The 20,794-nt window shown below is 60.2% G+C and carries 24 protein-coding genes; 10 read left to right on the top strand and 14 right to left on the bottom strand.

The genetic code is table 11. The features are described 5' to 3' along the window. Positions 1 to 108: 108 nt before the first annotated feature. Positions 109 to 927: a prolipoprotein diacylglyceryl transferase gene (gene lgt / locus DESLA_RS0101635; protein ID WP_028571133.1), complete on the bottom strand. Its 819-nt coding sequence runs from the start codon at positions 925 to 927 to the stop codon at positions 109 to 111. A gap of 80 nt (positions 928 to 1,007) precedes the next feature. Here lgt and DESLA_RS0101630 point away from each other — a divergent pair, with 80 nt between their 5' ends. Further along, on the top strand, positions 1,008 to 1,505 hold the full coding sequence (locus DESLA_RS0101630) for an acyl-CoA thioesterase (protein WP_028571132.1): 498 nt from the start codon (positions 1,008 to 1,010) through the stop codon (positions 1,503 to 1,505). Between the two features lie 29 nt (positions 1,506 to 1,534). Here the strand turns inward: DESLA_RS0101630 and DESLA_RS18065 are convergent, their stop codons facing one another. The 3 genes from DESLA_RS18065 to DESLA_RS21360 are packed head-to-tail and all read right to left on the bottom strand — an operon-like array spanning position 1,535 to position 2,979. Next, entirely contained in the window at positions 1,535 to 1,939 is a 405-nt protein-coding gene (locus tag DESLA_RS18065) for a type II toxin-antitoxin system VapC family toxin (protein WP_051434278.1), read from the bottom strand. Beyond that, positions 1,926 to 2,150 carry a hypothetical protein gene (locus tag DESLA_RS0101620; protein ID WP_035261198.1) on the bottom strand — a complete coding sequence of 75 codons (225 nt, stop codon included), beginning with the start codon at positions 2,148 to 2,150 and terminating at the stop codon, positions 1,926 to 1,928. Before DESLA_RS0101620 ends, DESLA_RS18065 begins: the two co-directional genes overlap by 14 nt. Positions 2,151 to 2,205: 55 nt before the next feature. Then, the gene (locus DESLA_RS21360) at positions 2,206 to 2,979 is read right to left on the bottom strand and encodes a hypothetical protein (protein ID WP_028571130.1); all 774 of its coding nucleotides are present in this window, start codon (positions 2,977 to 2,979) and stop codon (positions 2,206 to 2,208) included. A gap of 107 nt (positions 2,980 to 3,086) precedes the next feature. Here DESLA_RS21360 and yihA point away from each other — a divergent pair, with 107 nt between their 5' ends. After that, entirely contained in the window at positions 3,087 to 3,731 is a 645-nt protein-coding gene (gene yihA, locus DESLA_RS18055) for a ribosome biogenesis GTP-binding protein YihA/YsxC (protein WP_051434277.1), read from the top strand. A gap of 32 nt (positions 3,732 to 3,763) precedes the next feature. Here yihA and DESLA_RS0101605 read toward each other — a convergent pair whose 3' ends face one another. Both DESLA_RS0101605 and DESLA_RS0101600 read right to left on the bottom strand, forming a co-directional pair. Beyond that, entirely contained in the window at positions 3,764 to 4,096 is a 333-nt protein-coding gene (locus DESLA_RS0101605) for a type II toxin-antitoxin system RelE/ParE family toxin (protein WP_028571129.1), read from the bottom strand. Beyond that, positions 4,077 to 4,343: a ribbon-helix-helix domain-containing protein gene (locus DESLA_RS0101600; RefSeq protein WP_028571128.1), complete on the bottom strand. Its 267-nt coding sequence runs from the start codon at positions 4,341 to 4,343 to the stop codon at positions 4,077 to 4,079. The genes DESLA_RS0101605 and DESLA_RS0101600 overlap by 20 nt, the downstream gene beginning before the upstream one ends. Before the next feature lie 485 nt (positions 4,344 to 4,828). Here DESLA_RS0101600 and DESLA_RS0101595 point away from each other — a divergent pair, with 485 nt between their 5' ends. The 4 genes from DESLA_RS0101595 to DESLA_RS0101580 all read left to right on the top strand — a co-directional run bounded on the left by DESLA_RS0101595 (position 4,829) and on the right by DESLA_RS0101580 (position 8,450). Then, on the top strand, positions 4,829 to 5,641 hold the full coding sequence (locus DESLA_RS0101595) for an amino acid ABC transporter permease (RefSeq protein WP_245589983.1): 813 nt from the start codon (positions 4,829 to 4,831) through the stop codon (positions 5,639 to 5,641). A 217-nt stretch (positions 5,642 to 5,858) separates the two neighbouring features. Then, positions 5,859 to 6,650, top strand: a complete 792-nt coding sequence (locus tag DESLA_RS18050) for an amino acid ABC transporter ATP-binding protein (RefSeq protein ID WP_211239076.1) — start codon at positions 5,859 to 5,861, stop codon at positions 6,648 to 6,650. Beyond that, the gene (locus DESLA_RS0101585) at positions 6,647 to 7,489 is read left to right on the top strand and encodes a transporter substrate-binding domain-containing protein (RefSeq protein WP_028571126.1); all 843 of its coding nucleotides are present in this window, start codon (positions 6,647 to 6,649) and stop codon (positions 7,487 to 7,489) included. Before DESLA_RS18050 ends, DESLA_RS0101585 begins: the two co-directional genes overlap by 4 nt. A gap of 76 nt (positions 7,490 to 7,565) precedes the next feature. Next, entirely contained in the window at positions 7,566 to 8,450 is an 885-nt protein-coding gene (locus DESLA_RS0101580; RefSeq protein ID WP_028571125.1) for an amino acid ABC transporter permease, read from the top strand. 12 nt (positions 8,451 to 8,462) lie between these two features. On the opposite strand, the gene DESLA_RS0101575 is transcribed toward DESLA_RS0101580, so the two are convergent. The 5 genes from DESLA_RS0101575 to DESLA_RS0101555 all read right to left on the bottom strand — a co-directional run bounded on the left by DESLA_RS0101575 (position 8,463) and on the right by DESLA_RS0101555 (position 13,054). After that, positions 8,463 to 9,176 carry an ABC transporter ATP-binding protein gene (locus tag DESLA_RS0101575; protein WP_028571124.1) on the bottom strand — a complete coding sequence of 238 codons (714 nt, stop codon included), beginning with the start codon at positions 9,174 to 9,176 and terminating at the stop codon, positions 8,463 to 8,465. Between the two features lie 2 nt (positions 9,177 to 9,178). Next, a complete protein-coding gene (locus DESLA_RS0101570; protein WP_028571123.1) occupies positions 9,179 to 9,967 on the bottom strand; it encodes an ABC transporter ATP-binding protein in 789 nt (262 codons plus the stop codon). Further along, positions 9,964 to 10,923, bottom strand: a complete 960-nt coding sequence (locus DESLA_RS0101565; protein WP_028571122.1) for a branched-chain amino acid ABC transporter permease — start codon at positions 10,921 to 10,923, stop codon at positions 9,964 to 9,966. The genes DESLA_RS0101570 and DESLA_RS0101565 overlap by 4 nt, the downstream gene beginning before the upstream one ends. Continuing rightward, positions 10,920 to 11,825, bottom strand: a complete 906-nt coding sequence (locus DESLA_RS0101560; RefSeq protein WP_028571121.1) for a branched-chain amino acid ABC transporter permease — start codon at positions 11,823 to 11,825, stop codon at positions 10,920 to 10,922. The genes DESLA_RS0101565 and DESLA_RS0101560 overlap by 4 nt, the downstream gene beginning before the upstream one ends. Before the next feature lie 101 nt (positions 11,826 to 11,926). After that, positions 11,927 to 13,054 carry a branched-chain amino acid ABC transporter substrate-binding protein gene (locus DESLA_RS0101555; protein WP_028571120.1) on the bottom strand — a complete coding sequence of 376 codons (1,128 nt, stop codon included), beginning with the start codon at positions 13,052 to 13,054 and terminating at the stop codon, positions 11,927 to 11,929. A 337-nt stretch (positions 13,055 to 13,391) separates the two neighbouring features. Here DESLA_RS0101555 and DESLA_RS18045 point away from each other — a divergent pair, with 337 nt between their 5' ends. The 4 genes from DESLA_RS18045 (at position 13,392) to DESLA_RS0101535 (ending at position 18,039) form a co-directional block, all read left to right on the top strand. Continuing rightward, positions 13,392 to 14,801: a M16 family metallopeptidase gene (locus DESLA_RS18045; RefSeq protein ID WP_051434276.1), complete on the top strand. Its 1,410-nt coding sequence runs from the start codon at positions 13,392 to 13,394 to the stop codon at positions 14,799 to 14,801. Next, positions 14,782 to 16,197, top strand: coding sequence for a M16 family metallopeptidase (locus DESLA_RS18040; protein ID WP_084031805.1), 1,416 nt, complete (start codon positions 14,782 to 14,784; stop codon positions 16,195 to 16,197). Before DESLA_RS18045 ends, DESLA_RS18040 begins: the two co-directional genes overlap by 20 nt. A gap of 138 nt (positions 16,198 to 16,335) precedes the next feature. Continuing rightward, complete coding sequence (locus tag DESLA_RS0101540) at positions 16,336 to 17,016, top strand: DUF1007 family protein (protein ID WP_169732579.1); 681 nt, start codon at positions 16,336 to 16,338, stop codon at positions 17,014 to 17,016. Positions 17,017 to 17,211: 195 nt separating this feature from the next. Next, on the top strand, positions 17,212 to 18,039 hold the full coding sequence (locus DESLA_RS0101535; protein WP_028571118.1) for an ion transporter: 828 nt from the start codon (positions 17,212 to 17,214) through the stop codon (positions 18,037 to 18,039). On the opposite strand, the gene DESLA_RS0101530 is transcribed toward DESLA_RS0101535, so the two are convergent. From DESLA_RS0101530 to DESLA_RS23390, 3 genes are all read right to left on the bottom strand, one after another. Then, a complete protein-coding gene (locus tag DESLA_RS0101530; RefSeq protein WP_028571117.1) occupies positions 18,036 to 19,061 on the bottom strand; it encodes a rod shape-determining protein in 1,026 nt (341 codons plus the stop codon). The two genes, DESLA_RS0101535 and DESLA_RS0101530, sit on opposite strands and share 4 nt — an antisense overlap. 185 nt (positions 19,062 to 19,246) lie before the next feature. Then, positions 19,247 to 20,308, bottom strand: coding sequence for a GAF domain-containing protein (locus DESLA_RS18035; protein ID WP_084031803.1), 1,062 nt, complete (start codon positions 20,306 to 20,308; stop codon positions 19,247 to 19,249). Further along, positions 20,305 to 20,517: a DUF6485 family protein gene (locus tag DESLA_RS23390; protein WP_084032170.1), complete on the bottom strand. Its 213-nt coding sequence runs from the start codon at positions 20,515 to 20,517 to the stop codon at positions 20,305 to 20,307. Before DESLA_RS23390 ends, DESLA_RS18035 begins: the two co-directional genes overlap by 4 nt. Between the last annotated feature and the right edge of the window lie 277 nt (positions 20,518 to 20,794).

Here is a 20,794-nt window from a genome sequence, read left to right as displayed (position 1 = left end):
ACCAAAAAAAACGTGCCCGTGCCCAACCGCAAGCGGTTGGGCACGGGCACGATAAGAATGTTTTCAGATCGCCAACCAACCCTACACCGTTCGTCGATGCTCCGGCTTCTATCTCCTGACTCCTGGCTTCTGACTCCTGACCTCTTCCTTCCGCCTCCCCGCCAGCCAAAGCAACACCCCCCCCAACGCGATCATGGGCAGGGAAAGAACCTGGCCCATGCTCATCCAGTCAAAGGCGACAAAGCCGAGGTGGGCGTCCGGTTCGCGGAAGAATTCCACGCTGAAGCGGAACACGCCGTAGAGCAGGGCGAACAATCCGGAAACGGCCATGGTTGGGCGGGGTTTGGCCGAGAAGGACCAAAGCAAAGCGAAGAGGACCAGGCCTTCCAGAAAGGCCTGGTACAACTGGGACGGGTGCCGGGGAATGAATCCGGCGTTCGGGTCGGCGAAGATCATGCCCCACGGGGCGTCCGTGGCCCGGCCCCAGAGCTCGCCGTTGATGAAATTGCCGATCCGCCCGGCGCAGATCCCGATGGGCGCCAGCGGAGCCACGAAATCGGCCACCTGAAAAAAACTCCGTCGGCTGCGCAGGGCGTAGAGCCAGATGGCCAGCATCACGCCCAACAGGCCGCCGTGAAAGGACATCCCGCCCTTCCATATCTTCAGGATTTCCAGGGGGTGGTCGATGAATGTTGCGAAGTCGTAGAACAGCACGTACCCTAGCCGTGCACCCAGTAAGAGCCCCAAGGCGCAATAGGTGATCAGGTCCGGCAGTTCCTGGGGATTCCAACCGGACCCCGGCCGCTTGGCCCGCAGATGCCCCAGCAGCCACGCCGCCAGAAAGCCGATCAGATACATCAGGCCGTACCATCGGACCTCCAGCGGTCCAAGGGCGAAAGCCACGGGATCAATATTCGGGTGGTACACGCGATAAAACCTTTTGTTGTTACGTTTTGAGGCAACGGGAAAAATCCATCTCGAACTCACCTCGGCGACACGGAGCCACCATGCAAACCACCTGCACTTCAGACACGTCCCTGACCATGGCCGTACAGATGCTGCCTCAGGACGCGAACCCGTACGGCAGCATCCACGGCGGAATCATCATGAAGCATATCGACACCGCCGCGGGCATCGTGGCCATCCGGCACGTCCGGGGCAACGCCGTGACCGCGTCCATCGACCGGCTGGATTTTCACCATCCGGCCTATGTCGGCGACCTGCTCATGCTCAAGGCCAGCGTCAACCTGGTGGGCCGGACGTCCATCGAGGTCGGGGTTCGGGTGGAGGCGGAAAACCTCCTGACCGGGGAAATCCGGCACACCGCCTCGGCCTATCTGACTTTCGTGGCCCTGGACAAAAAAGGCCGCCCCACCCCGGCCCGGCCCTACCACCCCACCACGCCGGATGAAATTCACCGTTTCGAAGAGGCCAAGGTTCGCCGGGCAATGCGGCTGGCTGAAAAGAACAGGGAACGGGCCGTCGACTCCTCGTCGCGTGAGTAGCGTACCGGATATTCCCCCAATCCGCTTACTCAATCCGTGATAGGCGAAGTTTGGTCGAAGATTTCCCTCAGCCGAAACGAAAGTGCAAGCAGCCTCTGGTCAAGAGTAAGCAATTCGGCACGGAGATAGAAGGCCGTTCCGGCGATGATTGCATCCGGAAGCTTGATCTGCCGTATTCGGCGCAGCGAGATCACGACGTTTTCTATTTCTCTCGTGATCGGCACATATCGAAATTGACTCAACCGCTCTTTGAGAAGCTGCTCCTCCTCCGAGGCAATGCCGGGAAAACCAAGTAGCTCCATCCGCGTTATGGCGCTCACTCCGCAAAATTTGGGCACGATTTTGCGATGAGATGCCAGTTCGATGATACGCTCCTCCCGTTTCAACAGCCCTAGGACGAAGTTCGTGTCGAGCAAAAAGTTAATCCCACTCACTTCGCAATTTCTCCTGAATCTCGAGAGGATCGCCGGAAAAGTTCTTTGAATGCTCCAGGCCACCGGCCAGTTCAAGGAGATTGTGAGGTTGAGCACCTCTTTGCTGAAAATCTTTTTGGCGTAAAAAATCTCCAAATTCCAGCCACAAGTCCATTGAATCCGGAGAGAGGCTGGACTCGATTTCTCTTATTCGTGTCTGGACAACTTGCATGGAGCCTCCTGATTATCCCGGCGTTTCGTCAAAGCAGTCTCAACCCCTTGTGCCCCTACTCCACTTCAGGCCCCAGCGGCAACAAATCGCCTTCCATGGGCAACCCTTCGGCCCTGACCTGAAGCTGGAAGAACAGATCGCCCGGAAATATCTCCCGGGTGGACTCCAGAATGCGCATCTGGCTCGTCGTGTCCGTGGTCTGCGTAATCAATCCGGCCCCGATGACCTGGACCATACCTTGCTCCAGGCCGCTGGAACGCTGGACGATGAGCACCGGGATCGGCGCCTGCCCCTGGGGTGGGCCCCACAAGGAAACATAGGCCTTGGAAAGCATCCCCCCCATGGTTTGGTCTTCCTGCAGGGCGTCGATCACTCCTCCCAGGCGTCGCTCCGGAACCAGGGTGGAAAAGAAGGCCGTTCGCTGCAAAACCATTCCCGTGACGCTGTCCAGCCAAGGGTCGCAACTTGATTCATTGCTTGCAGCGGCGATCTCTGTTTCTGGACTGCCCTCCAGAAACTCGGCGTTTCCGCTCTCATTCGAGGGAAGTGTCATGGGGAGCGAAGGGCGCAGCAACATCGCCTGGGTGACGTACATGTGCAACAATTCCTCCACGCCCTGTTCCCGGGACGCGGCCCTCAGCTTCTCGCACATTCCGTCGTATTCCATGACCGGATCCGGTACAATGGACACCGTGATCTCCGTTTCCTGATACAACGCGGTTGGGGCTTCCTCGGCAAACTTCCAGCCCTGGTCGGCGCCCCGGGGCGCACAGGCGCACAGCAGGACGACCTGAAGCAATCCAAGGAACAACACGATGATCGACTTCACGAGACTTCTCCTTGCAGAGTTGATCTTCCACGGGTAGGGGAGACAGGAGACGGCGAACCGTCGTCGCTTATCACCTCAACCCCGCATCATGGTACAGGAATCGCCCGATGACAAGCCCGGAACTCCCTCAAGCGCCACAATCCTCCAGCGTCAGCCTGGAAAAAACCATTTATACCCTGGACCAGATGGAACGGATCACCGTTCCGCAAATCGCCCTGGCCGGACGCTCCAACGTGGGCAAATCCTCCCTGTTGAACTGTCTGGCCAATCGAAAAAACCTAGCCAAGACCAGCTCGGTTCCGGGCAAAACCCGCAGCCTGAATTACTATCTGGTCCATCCGGAGCACTACTACCTGGTGGACCTGCCCGGATACGGCTACGCCAAACGCCCGAAAAGCGAGCGCAACGCCTGGGGCAATTTGATGCGGCGCTTTTTGACCAGCAACAAGGGCCTGGTGGGGCTGATCCTGGTTCTGGACAGCCGCCTGCCGCCCCAAGCCCCGGACAAGGAAATGGCGGGCATGGCCCTGGAGCAGGGCCTACCCCTCCTGCCCGTGCTCACCAAAGCGGACAAGTGCTCCCAGCGCGAAATCGCCGCCGCCAAGCGCGCCTGGATAGAGCTGCTGGGTCCGGAAGCCGCCCCGGTCTTCTTTTCCGCCAAGACCCGCCAGGGCCGGGAAACGCTCTGGGAACAGATCCGGCTGCTGATCTCTTCCCAAGACCACCCTTTGCCCGAGCTTGAGGCGCAATGACGGACTTGTCGAACCAGGCAACGCGGAAGATGCTACGCCAACCCATTCTCCTGAAGAATGGCCTTCAACGTGTCCTCACTGATGCCGGCCACCTCCGTCTTTGAATACAGCTTGAGAAGATACAGGTGCCCCCGACGGTCGATATAGTAGTAAATAACCCGAAATCCCACGCTTTTCCCCGTGGCCGTCGAAGAGTTGGAAAGGCGAAGTTTGTGCAATGAGGCGGTAAGGGCGATCCCGGCCCGAGGATCGTTCGTCAAGGTGTCCTGAAGGCGCTTCAGGTCCTCTGGCAATTTTTTGTATTTCTTATGCAGCCTTTTGACATCTCTTTCAAAGCTGGGCAGGCTAAAGATCTTCAAGCTCATGGATCAGCTCGCTCAGCGTAGTGGTTCCGCCCTCTTGAATCGCCAATTTCAACTCCTTGACGGCCTGGTCGAACTCAATATGGAGCCGCTGAGCCTTCTGCTCTTCCACGTAGCTCCGGATGGCCTCGGTGATGACCTCGCTGCGGTTCAAGTCATGCATTCGTGATAAATCGTCAATTTCATCGACAAGATACACAGGCAACCGCAGTCCGACCTGCTTTTTTCGCAACAGCGCGATATCCCGCATCACACAAGCTCCTTGGTACGATTATGAATACGTTTTCCCTGCTTCGTAAAACGATTTGATAGATTATTGAGCAACTCATCGTCAAACACCCTCGAGGCTGCGGCCTAGGCGAACCCGGTCCCGTTCGTCATCTGTTTCCCATGCTTGGAGAAATGTCCACCTAGTATCTTGATCCGAACAGACGTATTTGACAACCTCACCCCCGAAACCTACGGTATGAGCGTCATGCATAGTGTCGCTCGCCAGCCCCGCGCCCAAGCCCGCGCTTTGGGCGACTCCAATCCAATCCGACGGCCCTCCAGGTCGCGCCGACTTTCCGAGGTGTTCTTCGGCCCCGGAGGTTGTCCGGTGAGAACGTGCTTCGCCCCGCTCCGTCCGCCCTTGCCTCCCGTTCTTTTCTTTGCTTCCCCCGCTCCCCGCCGCCTCTCTTCACCACGCCGCAGCGCATTCTTCCCCGTTTCGACCACATTCACCGAGGTCGCGCCGTGACCGTCCAAACCAAGGCCGCCACACGATCTGGATTTCTGGCCGCCCACTACCGGGACTTCCTGCTTTACGGCCTGTTCCTGGGCGCGGTGGCCTGGTTCATCGCCAGCGGCGAACAAGGCATGGGCTATCACTGGAAGTGGTACCGCATGCCCCGCTACCTGATCCAATTCACCGAGGACGGCTGGGTGCTCGGGCCTCTGCTGCAGGGGCTGATCGTGACCTTCAAGATTTCCGGGCTGAGCCTGATCCTGGCCATGATCTTCGGACTGACTGCGGCAATCTTCCGGCTTTCCGACTCGTTCACGGCCCGGCTCGTGGCCAAGGGCTACGTGGAATTCATCCGCAACACCCCGCTGCTGACCCAGATTTTCTTCATCTACTACGTCATCGGCCCGGTCTTCGGCCTAGGCGCCTTCGGCTCCGCCGTCCTGGCCCTGTCCCTGTTCGAAGGGGCCTACGCCTCGGAAATCTTCCGGGCCGGAATCGTTTCCATCCACAAAGGCCAGTGGGAGGCCGCCCATAGTCTGGGGCTGTCCAAATTGGACACCTATCGCAAGGTGATCGTCCCACAGGCCGTCCGGCGCATCCTGCCTCCCCTGACCGGCGTGGGCGTAACCCTGATCAAGGACTCCTCCCTGGCCAGCACCATAGCCATCTATGAGCTGACCCAGCAAGGCAACATTGTTTCCTCGGACACCTTCATGGTCTTCGAGGTCTGGTTCACCGTGGCGGCCATCTATTTGGCCGTCACCTTCCCCCTGTCCATGCTCGTGGCGGAGTTGGGCAAACGGATGCGCACGGCGGAATGAGGGGGGGGCAGGAGTCAGAAGTCAGAAGTCAGAAGTCAGAAGTCAGAAGTCAGAAGTCAGAAGTCAGAAGTCAGAAAAATAACTCCCTGAAACCATCCGCGACCGCAACCGTTAAACCGTGAACCCAAAAAACCAGAGCATCCGCATGACCGCAATCCCCGCCATGATCGAAGCCCGACAAGCACCAACACGCGAAAACGTCCGCCTCGGCCCGGAAATCATCTCCGTGCGGGAGATCGTCAAGACGTATCCCGGAGGGTTGCGCGCCCTGGATCATGTTTCGCTGTCCGTACGGCAAAAGGAGGTGGTTGTGATCATCGGGCCGTCCGGCTCGGGCAAGTCCACCCTGCTGCGCTGCCTGAACGGCCTGGAGGAGATTGATTCCGGGGAAATCGTCATCGACGGCGTGCCTTTGGACGACGATCCCCGAAACCGGCTGACCATCCGAACCGAGGTGGGCATGGTCTTCCAGTCCTTCAACCTGTTTCCGCATATGACCGTGCTCCAAAACATCAACCTGGCCCAGGAGCAGGTCCGGGGCAAATCCCGGAAAGAGGCCGAGGAAGCCACCATGGCCCTGCTCGCACGGGTCGGCCTGACGGACAAGGCCCGGGCCTATCCGGCCCAGCTTTCCGGCGGTCAGCAGCAGCGCGTGGCCATTGCTCGAGCCCTGGCCATGCATCCCAAGGTGATGCTTTTTGACGAGGCCACCAGCGCCCTGGACCCGGAAACCATCGGCGAAGTCCTGGAGGTGATGAAGGGCCTGGCCCGGGACGGCATGACCATGGTCGTGGTCACCCATGAAATGGGCTTTGCCCGTGAAGCCGGTGACCGAGTGATCTTCATGGAAGACGGGCGACTCCTGGAGGAAGCCTCCAGCGACGACTTTTTCAACAACCCGAGACAAGAGCGCACCCGCGACTTTCTCGGCCAAATTCTGTGCGGACCGGTCCCAGGCTCAATCACCGGGTCGCCCGGATCAAACCTCAACTCAAAGGAGCACAAATGAACACGACACGCAAACTCGCCCTTAGCAGTCTGGCGGCCCTGGCGGTCGGCCTGATTCTGCTGGTCGCCGCCCTGGCCCAGGCCCAGAACATCAGCCAACAGATCACCAGGGAAAGCACCCTGACCGGCATCATGGAGCGCGGGGCGTTGCGGGTGGGCTTCGACACCTTCGTGCCCTGGGCCATGCAGGACAAGACCGGGGAATTCATCGGCTTCGAGATCGACGTGGCCAAACGTTTCGCCGAAGACCTCGGCGTACGCGTCGAACTGGTGCCCACGGCGTGGCGGGGGATCATCCCGGCCCTGCTCACCGGCAAGTTCGACTTGCTCATCGGCGGAATGAGCATCCGGGCGGATCGGGCCCAGCAGGTCTACTTCAGCATGCCCTACTACTTCACCGGCCAGGCCCTGGTGGCCCACAAGGAAAAGGCCGCGGGCTTCACCACCCTGGAGGACTTCAACAAGCCCGAGGTGACCATCGTCACCCGCACCGGGACCACGGCCCAGCGCGCCGCGGAAAATCTCTTTCCCAAGGCCCAACGCAAATATTTCGACAAGGAGCCCCAGGCCGTCCAGGAACTGCTCATGGGTCGGGCCCACGCCCTGATCGGCAACGCCCCCCTGCCCTCCCAGGAGGCCATCAAGAACCCGGACCGACTGTTTTTACCCGTCGAAGGGAACCTGACCAACGAGCCCATCGGCATCGCCATGCGCAAGGGCGATCCGGATCTGCTCAACTACGTGAACAGCTGGATCCTCCAGGTCACCGGCGAAGGCTGGATACAGGACCGCTACGCCTACTGGTTCACGACCATGGACTGGAAGGACCAGGTGGAATAACCGACCAGCGAAACCACGTATCGGCTGGGCGACGGATGTTGCCCAGCCGAACCCTCTCAGCACAAACACCATCTCCATGCCTTCCAAGCGGACCCGCTTCACCACCCTGGACGCCGTCCTGATTCTGGCGATCGTCGCCTTTGCCGCGATTTTCCTCTGGCGCGTCCACGCCACCCTGGATTACCAGTGGCGCTGGCATTTGCTGGCCAATTACCTGCTGCGTTGGGATGAAGCGGCCGGCCGCTGGGTGCCCGGTTTGATCACCCAGGGGTTGCTGACCACGATCCGCCTGAGCATCTGGACCATGCTCCTGGCCACGGTGATCGGCGTGATCATGGGGCTGGCCCGATGCGGCAAGTCCCTGTTCCCCAGGATGGTCGGCTGGACCTATGTGGAGGTAGTCCGCAACATTCCGCCCCTGGTTCTGATCTTCATTTTCTATTTTTTCCTGGCAGATCAACTGATAACCTTGCTGGGTGTGGAAGTGATGCTCCGCAACCTGCCGGATTGGGGCAAGGAATTATTGACCTGGATGGCCGTGCCCGTGGACCGGATGCCCAACTTCCTGGCCGCCCTGCTCACCTTGGCCGTGTACCAGGGGGCCTACATCACCGAGCACGTTCGTTCCGGAATTCAATCCATCGAGCGGGGCCAACGCGAGGCCGCCTACGCCCTGGGCCTCTCCCCCTGGCAGCAGATGCGTCACGTCATCCTGCCCCAGGCGGTCTCCCGGATCGTCCCCCCGCTGTCCGGCCAGTTCATCGCCACCATCAAGGACACGGCCATCGTCTCGGTGATCAGCGTCCAGGAACTGACCTTCCAGGGCCTGGAACTGATGGCCTCCACCTACATGACCTTCGAGATCATGATCACCATCACCGTGCTCTACCTCCTCCTGACCCTCACCTTCTCCACCCTCGCCGGCCGCGTGGAACGCCGCCTGCGCCGGGCGTACGGGTGAGGAAAAAGGCGGCTACCCCACTCCCCCCAGATACGCGTTCTGCACTTCCGGGTTGGCCAGCAGGGCTTTGGCCGAGTCTTCGAGGACGATTTTGCCCAGTTCCAGGACGTAGCCCCGGTCGGCCAGTTTCAGGGCCAGGCGGGCGTTTTGTTCCACCAGGACGATGGTTACGCCGGACTTGTTGATTTCCTTGACCGTGGAGAAGATGGACTTGACCAGGATCGGGGCCAGGCCCAGGCTGGGTTCGTCCAGGAGCAGGATCTTGGGGCTGGCCATCAGGCCGCGGCCGATGGCCAGCATCTGCTGTTCTCCGCCGCTGAGGGTTCCGGCAAGCTGGCTGCGGCGTTTGTGCAGGATGGGAAACATCTCGTAGACCCAGTCCAGGTTCTTGCGGATCTGGGCCTGGTCCGTGGCGGTAAAGGCGCCCAGGTGCAGGTTCTCTCTCACGCTCAGGGTGCCGAAGACTCTCCGGCCCTCCGGGACCTGGGCCAGGCCCAGCTTGACGATGTCGTGAGCCTCCAGTTTGTGCAGGGGTTTGTCTTCCAGGAAAATCCCCCCGCCGGACGGCTTGACCAGACCGCTGATGGTCATCAGGGTGGTGGACTTGCCCGCGCCGTTGGCCCCGAGGATGGTCACGATCTCGCCTTGGGCCACGTTCAGGTTCAACCCGTGCAACACCTGCACGTTGCCGTATTTCACTTCCAGATTTTCAATGCGCAGCAACATGATCAAAAGTCCTCATCATCTTCGTCCGGGGCCCCCAGGTAGGCGTCGATGACCCGTTGGTCCTTCTGGATTTCCGCCGGAGTGCCCTGGGCGATCATGATGCCGTACTCCAACACCACCAACTTTTCGCAAATTTGCATCACCAGATTCATATCGTGCTCGATGAGCAGTACGGTGATCCCGCGCTCCCGGACCTGGGAAATCAAATCCACCAGGACCTGGGTTTCATAGTCGTTCATGCCCCCGGCCGGTTCGTCCAGAATCAGGAAGCGCGGCTTGGTGGCCAGGGCCCGGGCGATTTCCAGAAGGCGCTGGTTGCCGTAGGACAGGTTCCGGGCCGCCTGGTCAAGGTGGGGCCGCAGGCCGACGAACTCCAGTTCGTTCACCGCGATCTCCAGGGCCTCGCGCTCCTCCCGCTTCTGCCAGGGCAGCCGGAGCATGGCCCCGACCACGCCGGAGCGCATTCGGCAATGGCACCCGGCCAGGACGTTTTCCAGGGCGCTCATGTTCTGAAACAGGCGGATGGTCTGGAAGGTCCGGGCAATGCCCAGGGAGACGATCCGATTGGTGCGCATGTTCACGATGTTCCGGCCGTCAAAGAGGATCTCGCCGGAGTCCGGACGATAGTTGCCGGTGATCAGGTTGAACACCGTGGTCTTGCCCGCGCCGTTGGGGCCGATCAAGCCGACGATGGAGCCGTGGTCCACGTCAAAACTGACCTGGTTCACGGCCATGACCCCGCCAAAGGACTTGGTCAGGCTGGTCAGCCGCAAAAGCGGAGAAGCGTTCATTTCCCACCTCCCCGGGCCGAGGACAGAAAGTCCAGATTGAAGGTCCGGGGCGGAGGAGGAAGAATGCCCTTGGGCCGAAAGATCATCATCAGGATCATGGCCGCGCCGAAAATAAGCATCCGCGCCCCGGCGAACTCCCGAAACACCTCCGGCAGGCCGACGATCAGAAAGGCGCCCAGGATCACGCCGCGAATGTTCCCGGACCCGCCCAGGATCACGATGGTGAACATGACCACGGATTCCCAGAAGGTGAAGGACTGGGGCGAGACGATGGTCATCTTGGCCGCGAAGATGGTCCCGGCCATTCCGGCCCAGAACGCGCCCAGGACAAAGGCCACCAGCTTGTAGTGCGCCGCGTCGATCCCGCTGCCCTCCGCGGCCACGTCGTCCTCGCGGATGTAGTTCAGAGCTCGACCAAAACGGGAGTTCTCCAGGCGCAAAAAGAAAAATACCGTGATCGCGGCAAAAGCGAAGATCAGGTAATAAAAATCATGAGGCGTACGGATCACATGGCCGAACAAAACCGGGCGGCTGATCCCGAAGATCCCGTTGGACCCGCCGGTGATCCCGAAGACGTTGTTCACCAGTGCAATGCGAACGATCTCCACGATGCCGATGGTCACGATGAGCAGGTAGTCCCCGCGCAAATGGATGATCGGCCTGGCCACCAGCAGGGCGAAGAACCCGGCTACCATCCCGGAAAGAGGCATCAGCCAGAGCACCGGAATCCCGAACTGGGTGTTCAGGATGGCCGTCGTATAGGTGCCCATGGCGAAGAACGCGGCATGGCCCATGTGGAACAGGCCGGCGTAACCCAGGATGATGTTCAGGCTCAAAGCCAGCACCGCGTAGATGCCGATGGAATTGAGCACGTCCACCCAGTAGGCGTTCAGCCAATACGGGGCCACGAGCAGGGCCGCCACAACGACAACGTTGATGATGGTCGCCGGTTTCATACTTTATCCGCCACGCGTTCGCCCAGAATTCCCGTGGGCCGGAAGATCAGGATCAGGATCAGAACCATGAAGGAAATGGCGTCCTTCCAGGCCAGGGAGATGTAGGTCGCGCCCATGGCCTCGATCACCCCCAACAGCAGACCGCCGAGCATGGCTCCGGGAATGTTCCCGATGCCGCCGAGAATGGCTGCGGTAAAGGCCTTCAGGCCGTAGACCCAGCCCATGGTGAAGTTGATCTGGCCGTAGTACAGGCCGACCATCATCCCGGCGGCTCCGCCCAGGGCCGGACCGATCAGAAAAACGTACATAATCACCCGGTTCACGTCGATGCCCATCAGTTTCGCCGCGCCCTGATCAATGGCCGCGGCCCGGATGGCCGTGCCGGTCTTGGTCCGCTGCACGAAATAATAGAGCCCGGCCATCATCACCAGGGAGGCGGCGAAAAGAACAATGCGCATTACCGGGATGTCCACCCCGAACAGGGAAATCGCCGTGGTGGGCAGCAGATCGTGGGGATAGACCCGGAATCTGGCCCCGTAGATGAGCATGATCGCGTTTTGAAAAAAGATGGACGCGCCCAGCGCGGAAACCACCGCGGACAGCCTGGGCGAGGTGCGCAACGGGCGATAAGCCGTCCGTTCCAGCAACGCGCCGATCACGGCCACCAGCCCCATGACCATCAACACCAGCACCAAAATCCCGGCCACCGGGCCGATATGATCGGTCAGACCCAGGGACAAAAGCAGGGTCAGACCGAGAAAAGCGCCGATGGTGAACAGGTCGCCGTGAGCAAAGTTGATCAACTTGAGCACGCCGTAAACCATGGTGTAGCCCAGGGCGATCAGGGCGTAGATCCCGCCCACGGCCAGCCCGTTGGTCAATTGTTCGAGAAAAAGTTGCATGACATGTCCTTGGGATGGTGGTCGGATGGGGACGATGGATCGTCCGGACATCCATCATGAGCAGGGGCGGGTTTCACACCCGCCCCTGGAATCGTCGATGTTTACGGTTGCAGGATGAACCGGCCTTCGCCGTCAACCTTATACACGCGGTACAATTCGCCCACCCGGTCGCCCTTGTCGTCAAAGGCGATGGCGCCGGTCAGACCTTCGAAGTCGGTCAGGCCGGTGCGCAGGTATTCGGCGATCTTGTCCGGTTCGGTGGAGCCGGACCCCTCGATGGCGGCCACGATGACGTTGAACGCGTCGCCGGCCAGCACGGCCCAGACCGAGGCGGGATCATCATTGTACTTGGCCCGGTAGGCGGCCATGAACGAGGTGGCCTCAGGAGAACCCAAGTCCTGGGGCACGGGCGGGCTGAGGAACATGAAGCCCTCGGCGGCTTCCTTCCCGGCGATGCTCACCAGGTCCGGATTATTGGTGGCGTCGCCGCCGATGAAGGGCACGTCCCAGCCCATGCCTTTCTTTTGACGCAGCAACAGTCCGGCTTCAGGGAAGTAGCCGGTAAAGAGCACGACTTCGGGAGCGCGGTTGCGCAACTGGGAGAGGATGGCGCTGTAATCCCGCTCGCCGGGAGTCAGGGCATCGAAGAAGACGATCTCCACATCGCTATCCTTGAGCAATGACTGAGCCTCGTCGGCCAAGCCCTTGGCGTAGGTGGTGTTGTCATGCAGGATGGCCACCTTGCTGAACTCCATGTCCTTCAAGGTGTTGGCCGCCACCAGCCCCTGTTCGTCGTCCCGGGGGGAGGTCCGGAAGAAGTAGCGCAGACCCTTTTCGCTCAGCCGAATGGCCGTGGACCCCGTGGCCACCTGGACGATCTTGTTTTCGTCGTAGATGTTCTGGCTGGCCTCGGTGATGGAGGAGCCGTAGGTCCCGATGACGGCGACGATGCCCCGGGTGGACAGCCGCTGGGCCGCCAAAGCCGCGGTGCGCGGATCCCCGGCGTCGTCCTCGGCCACGATCTCCACCTTCTGCCCCAATACGCCGCCGGCGTTGTTCAGTTCTTCGGCCAGCAGATCCACGATCTGCTTCATGGCCTGACCTTCACTGGCCCAGGAGCCGGTCAAGGGCGCCATCAGACCGATCCGGATCTGGGCGTGAGCCTGGCCGATCAACAGGGGCAACGCCAGCAGTCCCGCCAATACAGTCAACAACAGTCGTTTTTTCATGCAAGTGCCTCCTTGCGGGGAAAAGGGTTAACCACACCTCGTTCGCGTAAAATTTTCCTCATACGCTTTGAACCAGCTCCAGGCAGAGGACCGAAACGTCCGCTGCCCAGACTGAAACCGATCGGGATTCATACGGTGAAAAACGTGGAAAATCAACAACCTTGCAAGATAAACAGGCCTGAGATAATTTGTCGAACCAAGCATGAACTAACTCTTCGTCATTGCAGCACAATCAAATCCGGTCTTCCCCTCCCCTTGCCAACCCCGCCCGGAATGTTCATTTTTTGAATCAATTCGTCGTCCCACTCATTTCAACAATCTGGTTAAAATTCTCATCATGCTGAAATTCAAAACGTTGATTCTGATTTGCTGGTTCTTGCTTCTGTCGCTATCTGTCTCGGCCCGGACTCAGGCCGACGTCGTGGAACACCGTCTGGAGAACGGGTTGACCGTCCTGGTGCTGCCGGATCCCCGCGCACCGGTGGTCACCAACCAAATCTGGTACGACGTCGGATCCAGGAGCGAGCAGAGCGGCATCACCGGGATCTCCCACATGCTTGAACACATGATGTTTCGAGGCAGTGAAGCCTACCCGCCCGGCGAGTTCACCCGGATCATCGCCCGCCTCGGCGGCAACCAGAACGCCTTCACCGGCCCGGACTTCACGGCCTACTTTCAGGTTCTGGGCAGCGCGCATTGGGAAACGGCCATGGCCATGGAGGCCGAGCGGATGCACGCCCTGCGCCTGACAGAGGAACAGTTCCAGCCGGAACGGGACGTGGTTGTCGAGGAACGCCGATTGACCCGGGACGACCGTCCCACCGCCCTGCTGCACGAACAATTCATGGCCGCGGCGTTTCTGAACAGCCCCTATGGCCACGGGGTGATCGGCTGGATGACCGACATCGAGAACTATGCTTTGGAGGACGTTCAGGCCTGGTACGACGCCTGGTACGCGCCCAACAACGCCGTGGTCGTGGTGGTGGGCGACGTGGACCCGGACGAGGTGATCGAGGCGGCCCAACGCCATTACGGCCCGATTCCCGCCCGCCCCTTGCCGGAAATCAAGCCCCGGACCGAGGTTCCCCAGCGGGGCGAACGCAGGGTCGTCCTGCGGGTTCCAGCGGAGCTGCCCCACCTGATCATGGGTTGGAAAGCTCCGAGCATTCCGACGCTTCTGGCCGCTGACGCCGCCCCGGACGACGCCTACGCCCTGATGGTCGCGGCCGGCGTCCTCGGCTCCGGACGCTCCTCCCGCCTGGATCGCGAACTGGTTCGCGGACGGGAACTGGCCCTGGGAGCCGGGGCCGGGTACGGCGGCTACAGTCGGTTGGAAACCCTGTTCACCCTTTCCGCGGCCCCGTCGTCACAATCCGACATCGAAACCCTGGAGCAGGCCCTGCTGGATCAGATCCGGCGGCTGATCGAAATCCCCGTGGACGAAGCCGAACTGCAGCGGGTCCAGGCCCAGGTCATCGCATCGGAAGTCTATCGCCAGGATTCCCTGAACGCCCGGGCCTTCGAACTGGGCATGCTGGAAACCATCGGCCTGGGATGGCGGGTCGGCGAGGAATATGCCGAACGCATCCGGGCCGTGACCGCCGAGGACGTCCAACGCGTCGCCCGGACCTACCTGATCCCGGACACCCGCACCGTGGCCATCCTGGACCCGTTGCCCATGCCCGGAGCAAACGGCTCCACCTCCCCAAACCGCCAAGGACCCCAACATGAACCGTCCGACCACTAATCTCGTTTTCCAGCCTTCCGTCGGCCCGGCCGCCCTTGCCCTGCTGGTGCTGCTCGGTTTCCTTTGCGGGCCGACAACCCCGGCCCGGGCCGCTGATTTTGAAACCTGGACCACGTCCAACGGGCTGCGCGTGCTCTTCGCTCCGGCCCCGGCCCTGCCCATGCTGGACATCCGGCTGGTCTTCGACGCCGGTTCGGCCCGGGACGGCGAACATGGCGGGTTGGCCCGGATGACCAACCTGGCCCTGGCCTTCGGCACGCCGGAGCTGGACGCGGACACCGTGGCCGAGCGCTTCGAGTCCGTTGGGGCTCAGTTCAGCACCAGCGCGGCTCGGGACATGGCCATCGTCCATCTGCGCACCCTGACCGAGCCGGACTGGATGGAAACCGCCGTGGCGACCCTTGTTTCCCTGCTCGCGGACCCGGCCTTTCCCGAGGACGACCTGGCCAGGGCTCGCCGCCAGACCCTGCAAGCCCTGCAGCGGGAGCGCCAGGAGCCCGGGGCCGTCGCTGCCAGGGAGTTCTACCGGCTGGCCTACGGCGATCATCCCTACGCCGCCCATCCGCTGGGGACGGAACAAAGCGTCCCCACCCTGGAAAAAACGCTGATCCAGTTTTTTTACCAACACCACTACACCGCGCAAAACGCCGTTCTGGCCCTGACCGGCGACCTGTCCTTGGACGCCGCGCAAGCATTGAGCCGACGCATCGCCGCAACCCTGCCCCAGGGCGAGCGGCCCTCGGCCCTACCCTCACCGGAATTGCCGTCCGAACCGATCCTGGAGCACATTCCCTTTCCCTCGGAGCAGGCTCATATTTTCATGGGTGGGCCACTCCTGCGCCTGGACGACCCGGACCGTTTTCCCCTGAGCGTGGCCAACCACGTTTTCGGAGGCGGCGGGTTCACCTCCCGGCTCTTTCAGGATGTCCGCACCGAACGCGGGCTGGCCTACTCCGTTTCCAGCCACATTCAGCCCATGGCCGCGGAAGGCCCGTTCCTGATCACCATGCAGACCGGAGTCCATCACGCCGCCGAGGCCCTGTCGGTGCTTCGCGACGCCCTGGCCGTCTTCATCAACGAGGGCGTGACCGAAGAGGAGCTGGCCGCTTCCAAGGACAACATCATCGGCCGCTTTCCCTTGGGCTTGGCCTCCAACAGCGACATCGCGGCGACCCTGGGGATGATCGGGTTTTACGACCTTGCGCCGGACTACCTGACCACGTACACCGACCACGTCGCGCGGGTCACCCGGGAAGACGCCGGAGACGCCCTGGCCCGTCGGCTGATGGCGGACCGGATGGTCACGGTGGTCGTGGGTGGGCCGGATGGCATATTGGACGAACTTCGGGATGAGCATCCGGATAACCGTTCAGGGAAACCGTTCGAGGAAAGCTAACCCGTTTTAGCCACGCTTGTCTCAAAAAAAGAACAAAGATAACTACTTAAAAAAGTCGGGCACTGCCTGAAGGTTGCCTTGCATCTGGATTCCACCTCTGCGGGAATGACTTCGATTGGCACGCTTCTCAAACTCGTCATGCCCGCGAAGGCGGGCATCCAGGCCATGCTTGCCGCATTTGAGCAGTTACGAACAAGGACCAACGCCATGCATCGGCTTCGCCGGACCAGCCTCTTTTTTCTGGCCGTGACCACGTTGCTCTTCATGACCGCGCAACCGGCCCGGGCCCATCCGCACGTCTGGGTGGATTACGCCATTGAGGCCCGGTTCGACGCCACGGGGCTGGTCGGATTTCAGCACCGTTGGACCTTTGACGAAATGTTCAGCAGCCAGATCATGGACATGTTCGACGCGGACGGAAACGGCGTCTTTTCGGACGAGGAGATCGAAGAGGTCCGCCGGGGAGCGTTCGAGTATCTGAGCGAATACGACTACTTCATCCAGATCAAGGTCAACGACTCCCCTTTCCACGTGGCCTCGGTCACGGACTTCCGGGCCTCCATCCAGGGCCACCAGGTGGTCTACGACTTTTTCATCCCCTGTCCCGTTCCGGTCGGCGCGGAGCCGAAAATAGTGCACCTGCTGGTGGCGGACATGGAATACTTCGTGGACCTCGGGCTGGAGACGGACGGACTGTCCGTCAGCGGCAAAGAGCACGTCTCGGTCCGCTCCGCGTTTCACAGCAGCGAGGCCTTTTCCTTCTGGGGCGGGGCTTGGGAGCCCAGGCATCTCACCCTGGAGTTCCAGAAATCGTCCTGACAGTCCGTTGAAAAACTCCCAATTGCCGCGTCGCCGCAAAAATCTCAAACTCTCACGTATCCATAACCACGCTTCGACATTGAACTTTTTTTTGCTCCTTGCACTTGAGATTTTTGAACGGACTGCCGCTAAGAGGACGTGTGTTCAACAATCATCCGGTCCTTTTCCTCAACCATCACCCAACGAACCAACCCCATGACCACCACACCCAACACAAGTACTCGCGATCGAATCCTGAACCTCGTCCAGAACAGCCGATTTCAGAACGCTATTATTTTCGTGATCATCATCAACGGCATCGTCCTCGGCCTGGAAACCTCGGCCTGGGCCATGGAACTGGCCGGGCCGTTGCTCCTGGGCCTTGACCGGCTCTGCCTGGCCATTTTCATCGTGGAGATCGGGCTGAAGCTGTACGCCCAGCGCCGCAGCTTCTTCAGGGAAGGGTGGAATGTCTTCGATTTCCTGGTAGTGGCCATCTCCCTGGTGCCCAGCCATGGGGGATTGGCCGTGCTGCGATCGTTGCGCGTGCTCCGGGTGATGCGGATGATCTCCGCGCTGCCGAACATGCGCCGCGTCATCGCCGCCATGCTCCACGCCCTGCCCGGAGTCAGCTCCGTGGCCGGAATCGTGGGCATCATCTTCTACGTCGGGGCGGTGATCTCCACCAAGCTGTTCTCCGCGTCCTTCCCGGAGTGGTTCGGCTCGGTCGGCGGCTCGTTGTACACCTTGTTCCAGATCATGACCCTGGAAAGTTGGTCCATGGGCATCGTCCGACCGGTGATGGAGGTCTACCCGCAAGCCTGGATGTTCTTCGTGCCGTTCATCATCGTGACCACGTACACGGTCATCAATCTGGTGGTGGGAATCATCGTCGGAGCGATGGAGGAAAAGGCCATTGAGGAAGGAACGAAAGAGGACCCAGCCAAGGTCTGGCTGAAGTTGGAAAGCCGCCTGGAGGGCATGGACGCCAAGCTGGCGGAATTACTGAAGGAAAGAAACGGGCGAAGCGACGGTCCGCGCTAATTGATAAATACCGAAGCGTAACGCTTCTGGTCCTCAAGAACCTTCCCCACGCCGCGCACCACGGTGGTCAGTGGATCGTCGTCCTTGATCACCTGGATATGGGAACTTTCGGAAATACGATCGTCCAGTCCCTTGAGCAGCGCCCCGCCTCCGGCCAGGTACAGGCCGTTGGTGGCCACGTCGGCCACCAGTTCCGGCGGGGTCTTTTCCAGGGCCCTGCGGACCGCCAGGACGATGGCGTTGACCGGCTCCTGGATGGCATCCCGGATTTCGGCGTCGTGCAGGATCAGGGTGCGGGGGTTGCCGTCCACCATGTTTTTTCCGCCGATTTCGATGGAAAGCGGCGTCTTCAACGGATGGGCCGAACCGATGGTGATCTTGACCTTTTCAGACATGTTTTCACCGATCAACATCTGGTACTTGTCCTGCACGTACCGTTGAATCGCCTCGTTCATCTCGTCCCCGGCAATGCGCACGGACTCGGAGTAGGCCACGGAAGAAAGCGAAAGCACGGCCACCTCGGTGGTGCCGCCACCGATGTCCACGACCATGTTCCCGATGGGCTGGTCAATGGGCAACCCCGCGCCGATGGCCGCGGCCATCGGCTCCTCGATCAACCGGACTTCGCGGGCTCCGGCCTGGGTCCCGGACTCGATGACCGCCCGCTTTTCCACCTGTGTAATGCCCGCCGGCACGCCGATGATGATCATCGGCTTGACCAACCGCATCCCCCGGATCACCTTGCGCACGAAGTAGGCGATCATTTCCTTGGTGACCTCGAAGTCCGCGATGACTCCGTCCTTCAACGGACGAATAGCCCGGATGCTTTTCGGGGTCCGCCCCAGAAACTCCTTGGCCTCCCTGCCCACGGCCAGCACGTTTCCACTTCGGTTGTCCAGGGCCACGACGGACGGCTCGTTCAGGACGATCCCGTCTTTGGGCGTATAGACCAGGGTGTTGGCCGTTCCCAGGTCCATGGCCAAGTCCTTGCTCATGAACGAAAAAAAACGTTGAAAAAACATCGTGGCAGTCCACCTTGTGGATTACGGAAAGTGTGCGGCAAAAGCCGGGAGCAGCCGAAACGAGGCACGAAAATCAAGCCTGGCCGGGTAGCCTACGGGACGCGAAAAAAACGGCAAGCCCTGAAGGTCGCCTGTGTATCGCGCCCCGTGCATCGCTACATGGCGTTAGAATTGATACAGCCGCCTCAGCTTGGTGGCAAGTCCTGGTCGTCGGTATTTGGAAAGATCAGCGAAGTTTTTGGGGAAAGTTGGGCTCGCAGTTTGGTCAACTGGTTTTTCAGATAAAGATTTTCCAGGAAAAACTCCAGATACTCCGTGACCAGACGCAAAAAAAACCGCATTTCATCGCTGATATCCCGCGGGGCCTCATCGGCGAGGATCAGCACCGCCCTGGTCCGCTTATGCACGCTCAGCGGCAGGCAGATCACGGTATGCAAGGCCAGCCCCCCGATAACGTCCTTGCCGAAAAGGGTCGACCCGGTATGGCCGGACTCGGCGTCCGCGGAAAAGACCGGCTTCTCGTTTTTGAACACCCAGCCCACGAGCCCACTGCCGAAGGGATATTTTTCGTTTTTCGAACGCTGATTGATGGGAAAATCGTCCGTCCAGCCCTCAATGAAAAAATTCTGGCCGTACTCGTCTCGCGCGGCCAGGGCGACGTGTTTGATCCGCGTGGTGCGGGCCAAGATATGGAGGAATTGATTCAGATAGGCGGACCAAAGCGGATACCGTTGGCGAAGCTCCTGGAGTTCCCGCAAGGCCTGGTAGTAGATGAAATCCTGCCTATTGGTCTCCTGGCGGCAGGAATCCAATTGCAATTTGGAAATAAATTCCGCGAACTGATGCAGGATTTTTTGGTCCTTGGTGCTGAAGGAGTAACTTTTTTTGCTGTCCACGCAGACGATCCCCTGCCCGTCGCGCAAGGGACATCCCATGAACGACTTGACCGCGGATTCGCTTCGCCCGGAATAGTATCCCAAAGACTCGGTCTGCAACTCGAAGTTGTTGACCAGGAGCGGCTGATCGTTGCGCAGAATCCAGCCCACCAACCCCTTGCCCGGCACGACCTCCGTCCCCTCGGCCACGTCGTTCCCGAGGCTGAAGTGCGCCGCCATCCTCAGGACGCCTTCCTCGTCGGGCAGAAACAGCACCGTCGAGTAAGCGTCAAAGGAATTGGCCACGATGCCGAGAAGGTGCTTCAGGCACCCCATGTTCAAGGAGTCCATGGGATTTGGGACAAGTGTCATTTGGGCGTGCGTCTTTGCACGAAAAATTCGATGCTTCGATTGTAGGAACGCTCTTCATCCTCAGTGAAATAACACGCCGGCAGTTCGCGACGCTGGCGATGATAATGCAGGCACTCGCAGCACAGCCCATGCTTCGGACAGCCCTGATGCGTACATGTGCAAAATTTGGTGTTGATTCGGATTCGCGGACATTGACTGTTCTTGGTCATGAAACGCTCCAAAAATCGAGGAATCAGAGGGTCTGGGGGCCTCGGCCCTTCACTTTCCATCCGCTGTCGGACGGAGGTCTTCCTTTCTTTCGTGCCATCCGATATGCAACCACTCAGCACATTCCATTCTTGGCCGTACCTTGAGGCTGGAACCCCATTTCAACGAAATGGCGCGTCATGGCCATACACCCATAAATTCTCTTGACACCAATGTCAATACATTGAAATTACTTATTTTTTACACATACCCACGCTAAAGAGGCATACATTGACAGAG

The organism is Desulfonatronum lacustre DSM 10312, assembly GCF_000519265.1.
GTDB lineage: Bacteria > Desulfobacterota > Desulfovibrionia > Desulfovibrionales > Desulfonatronaceae > Desulfonatronum > Desulfonatronum lacustre.
The sequence above is the reverse complement of the archived record's forward strand: the minus strand, read 5'-3'. Positions and strand labels throughout refer to the sequence as shown.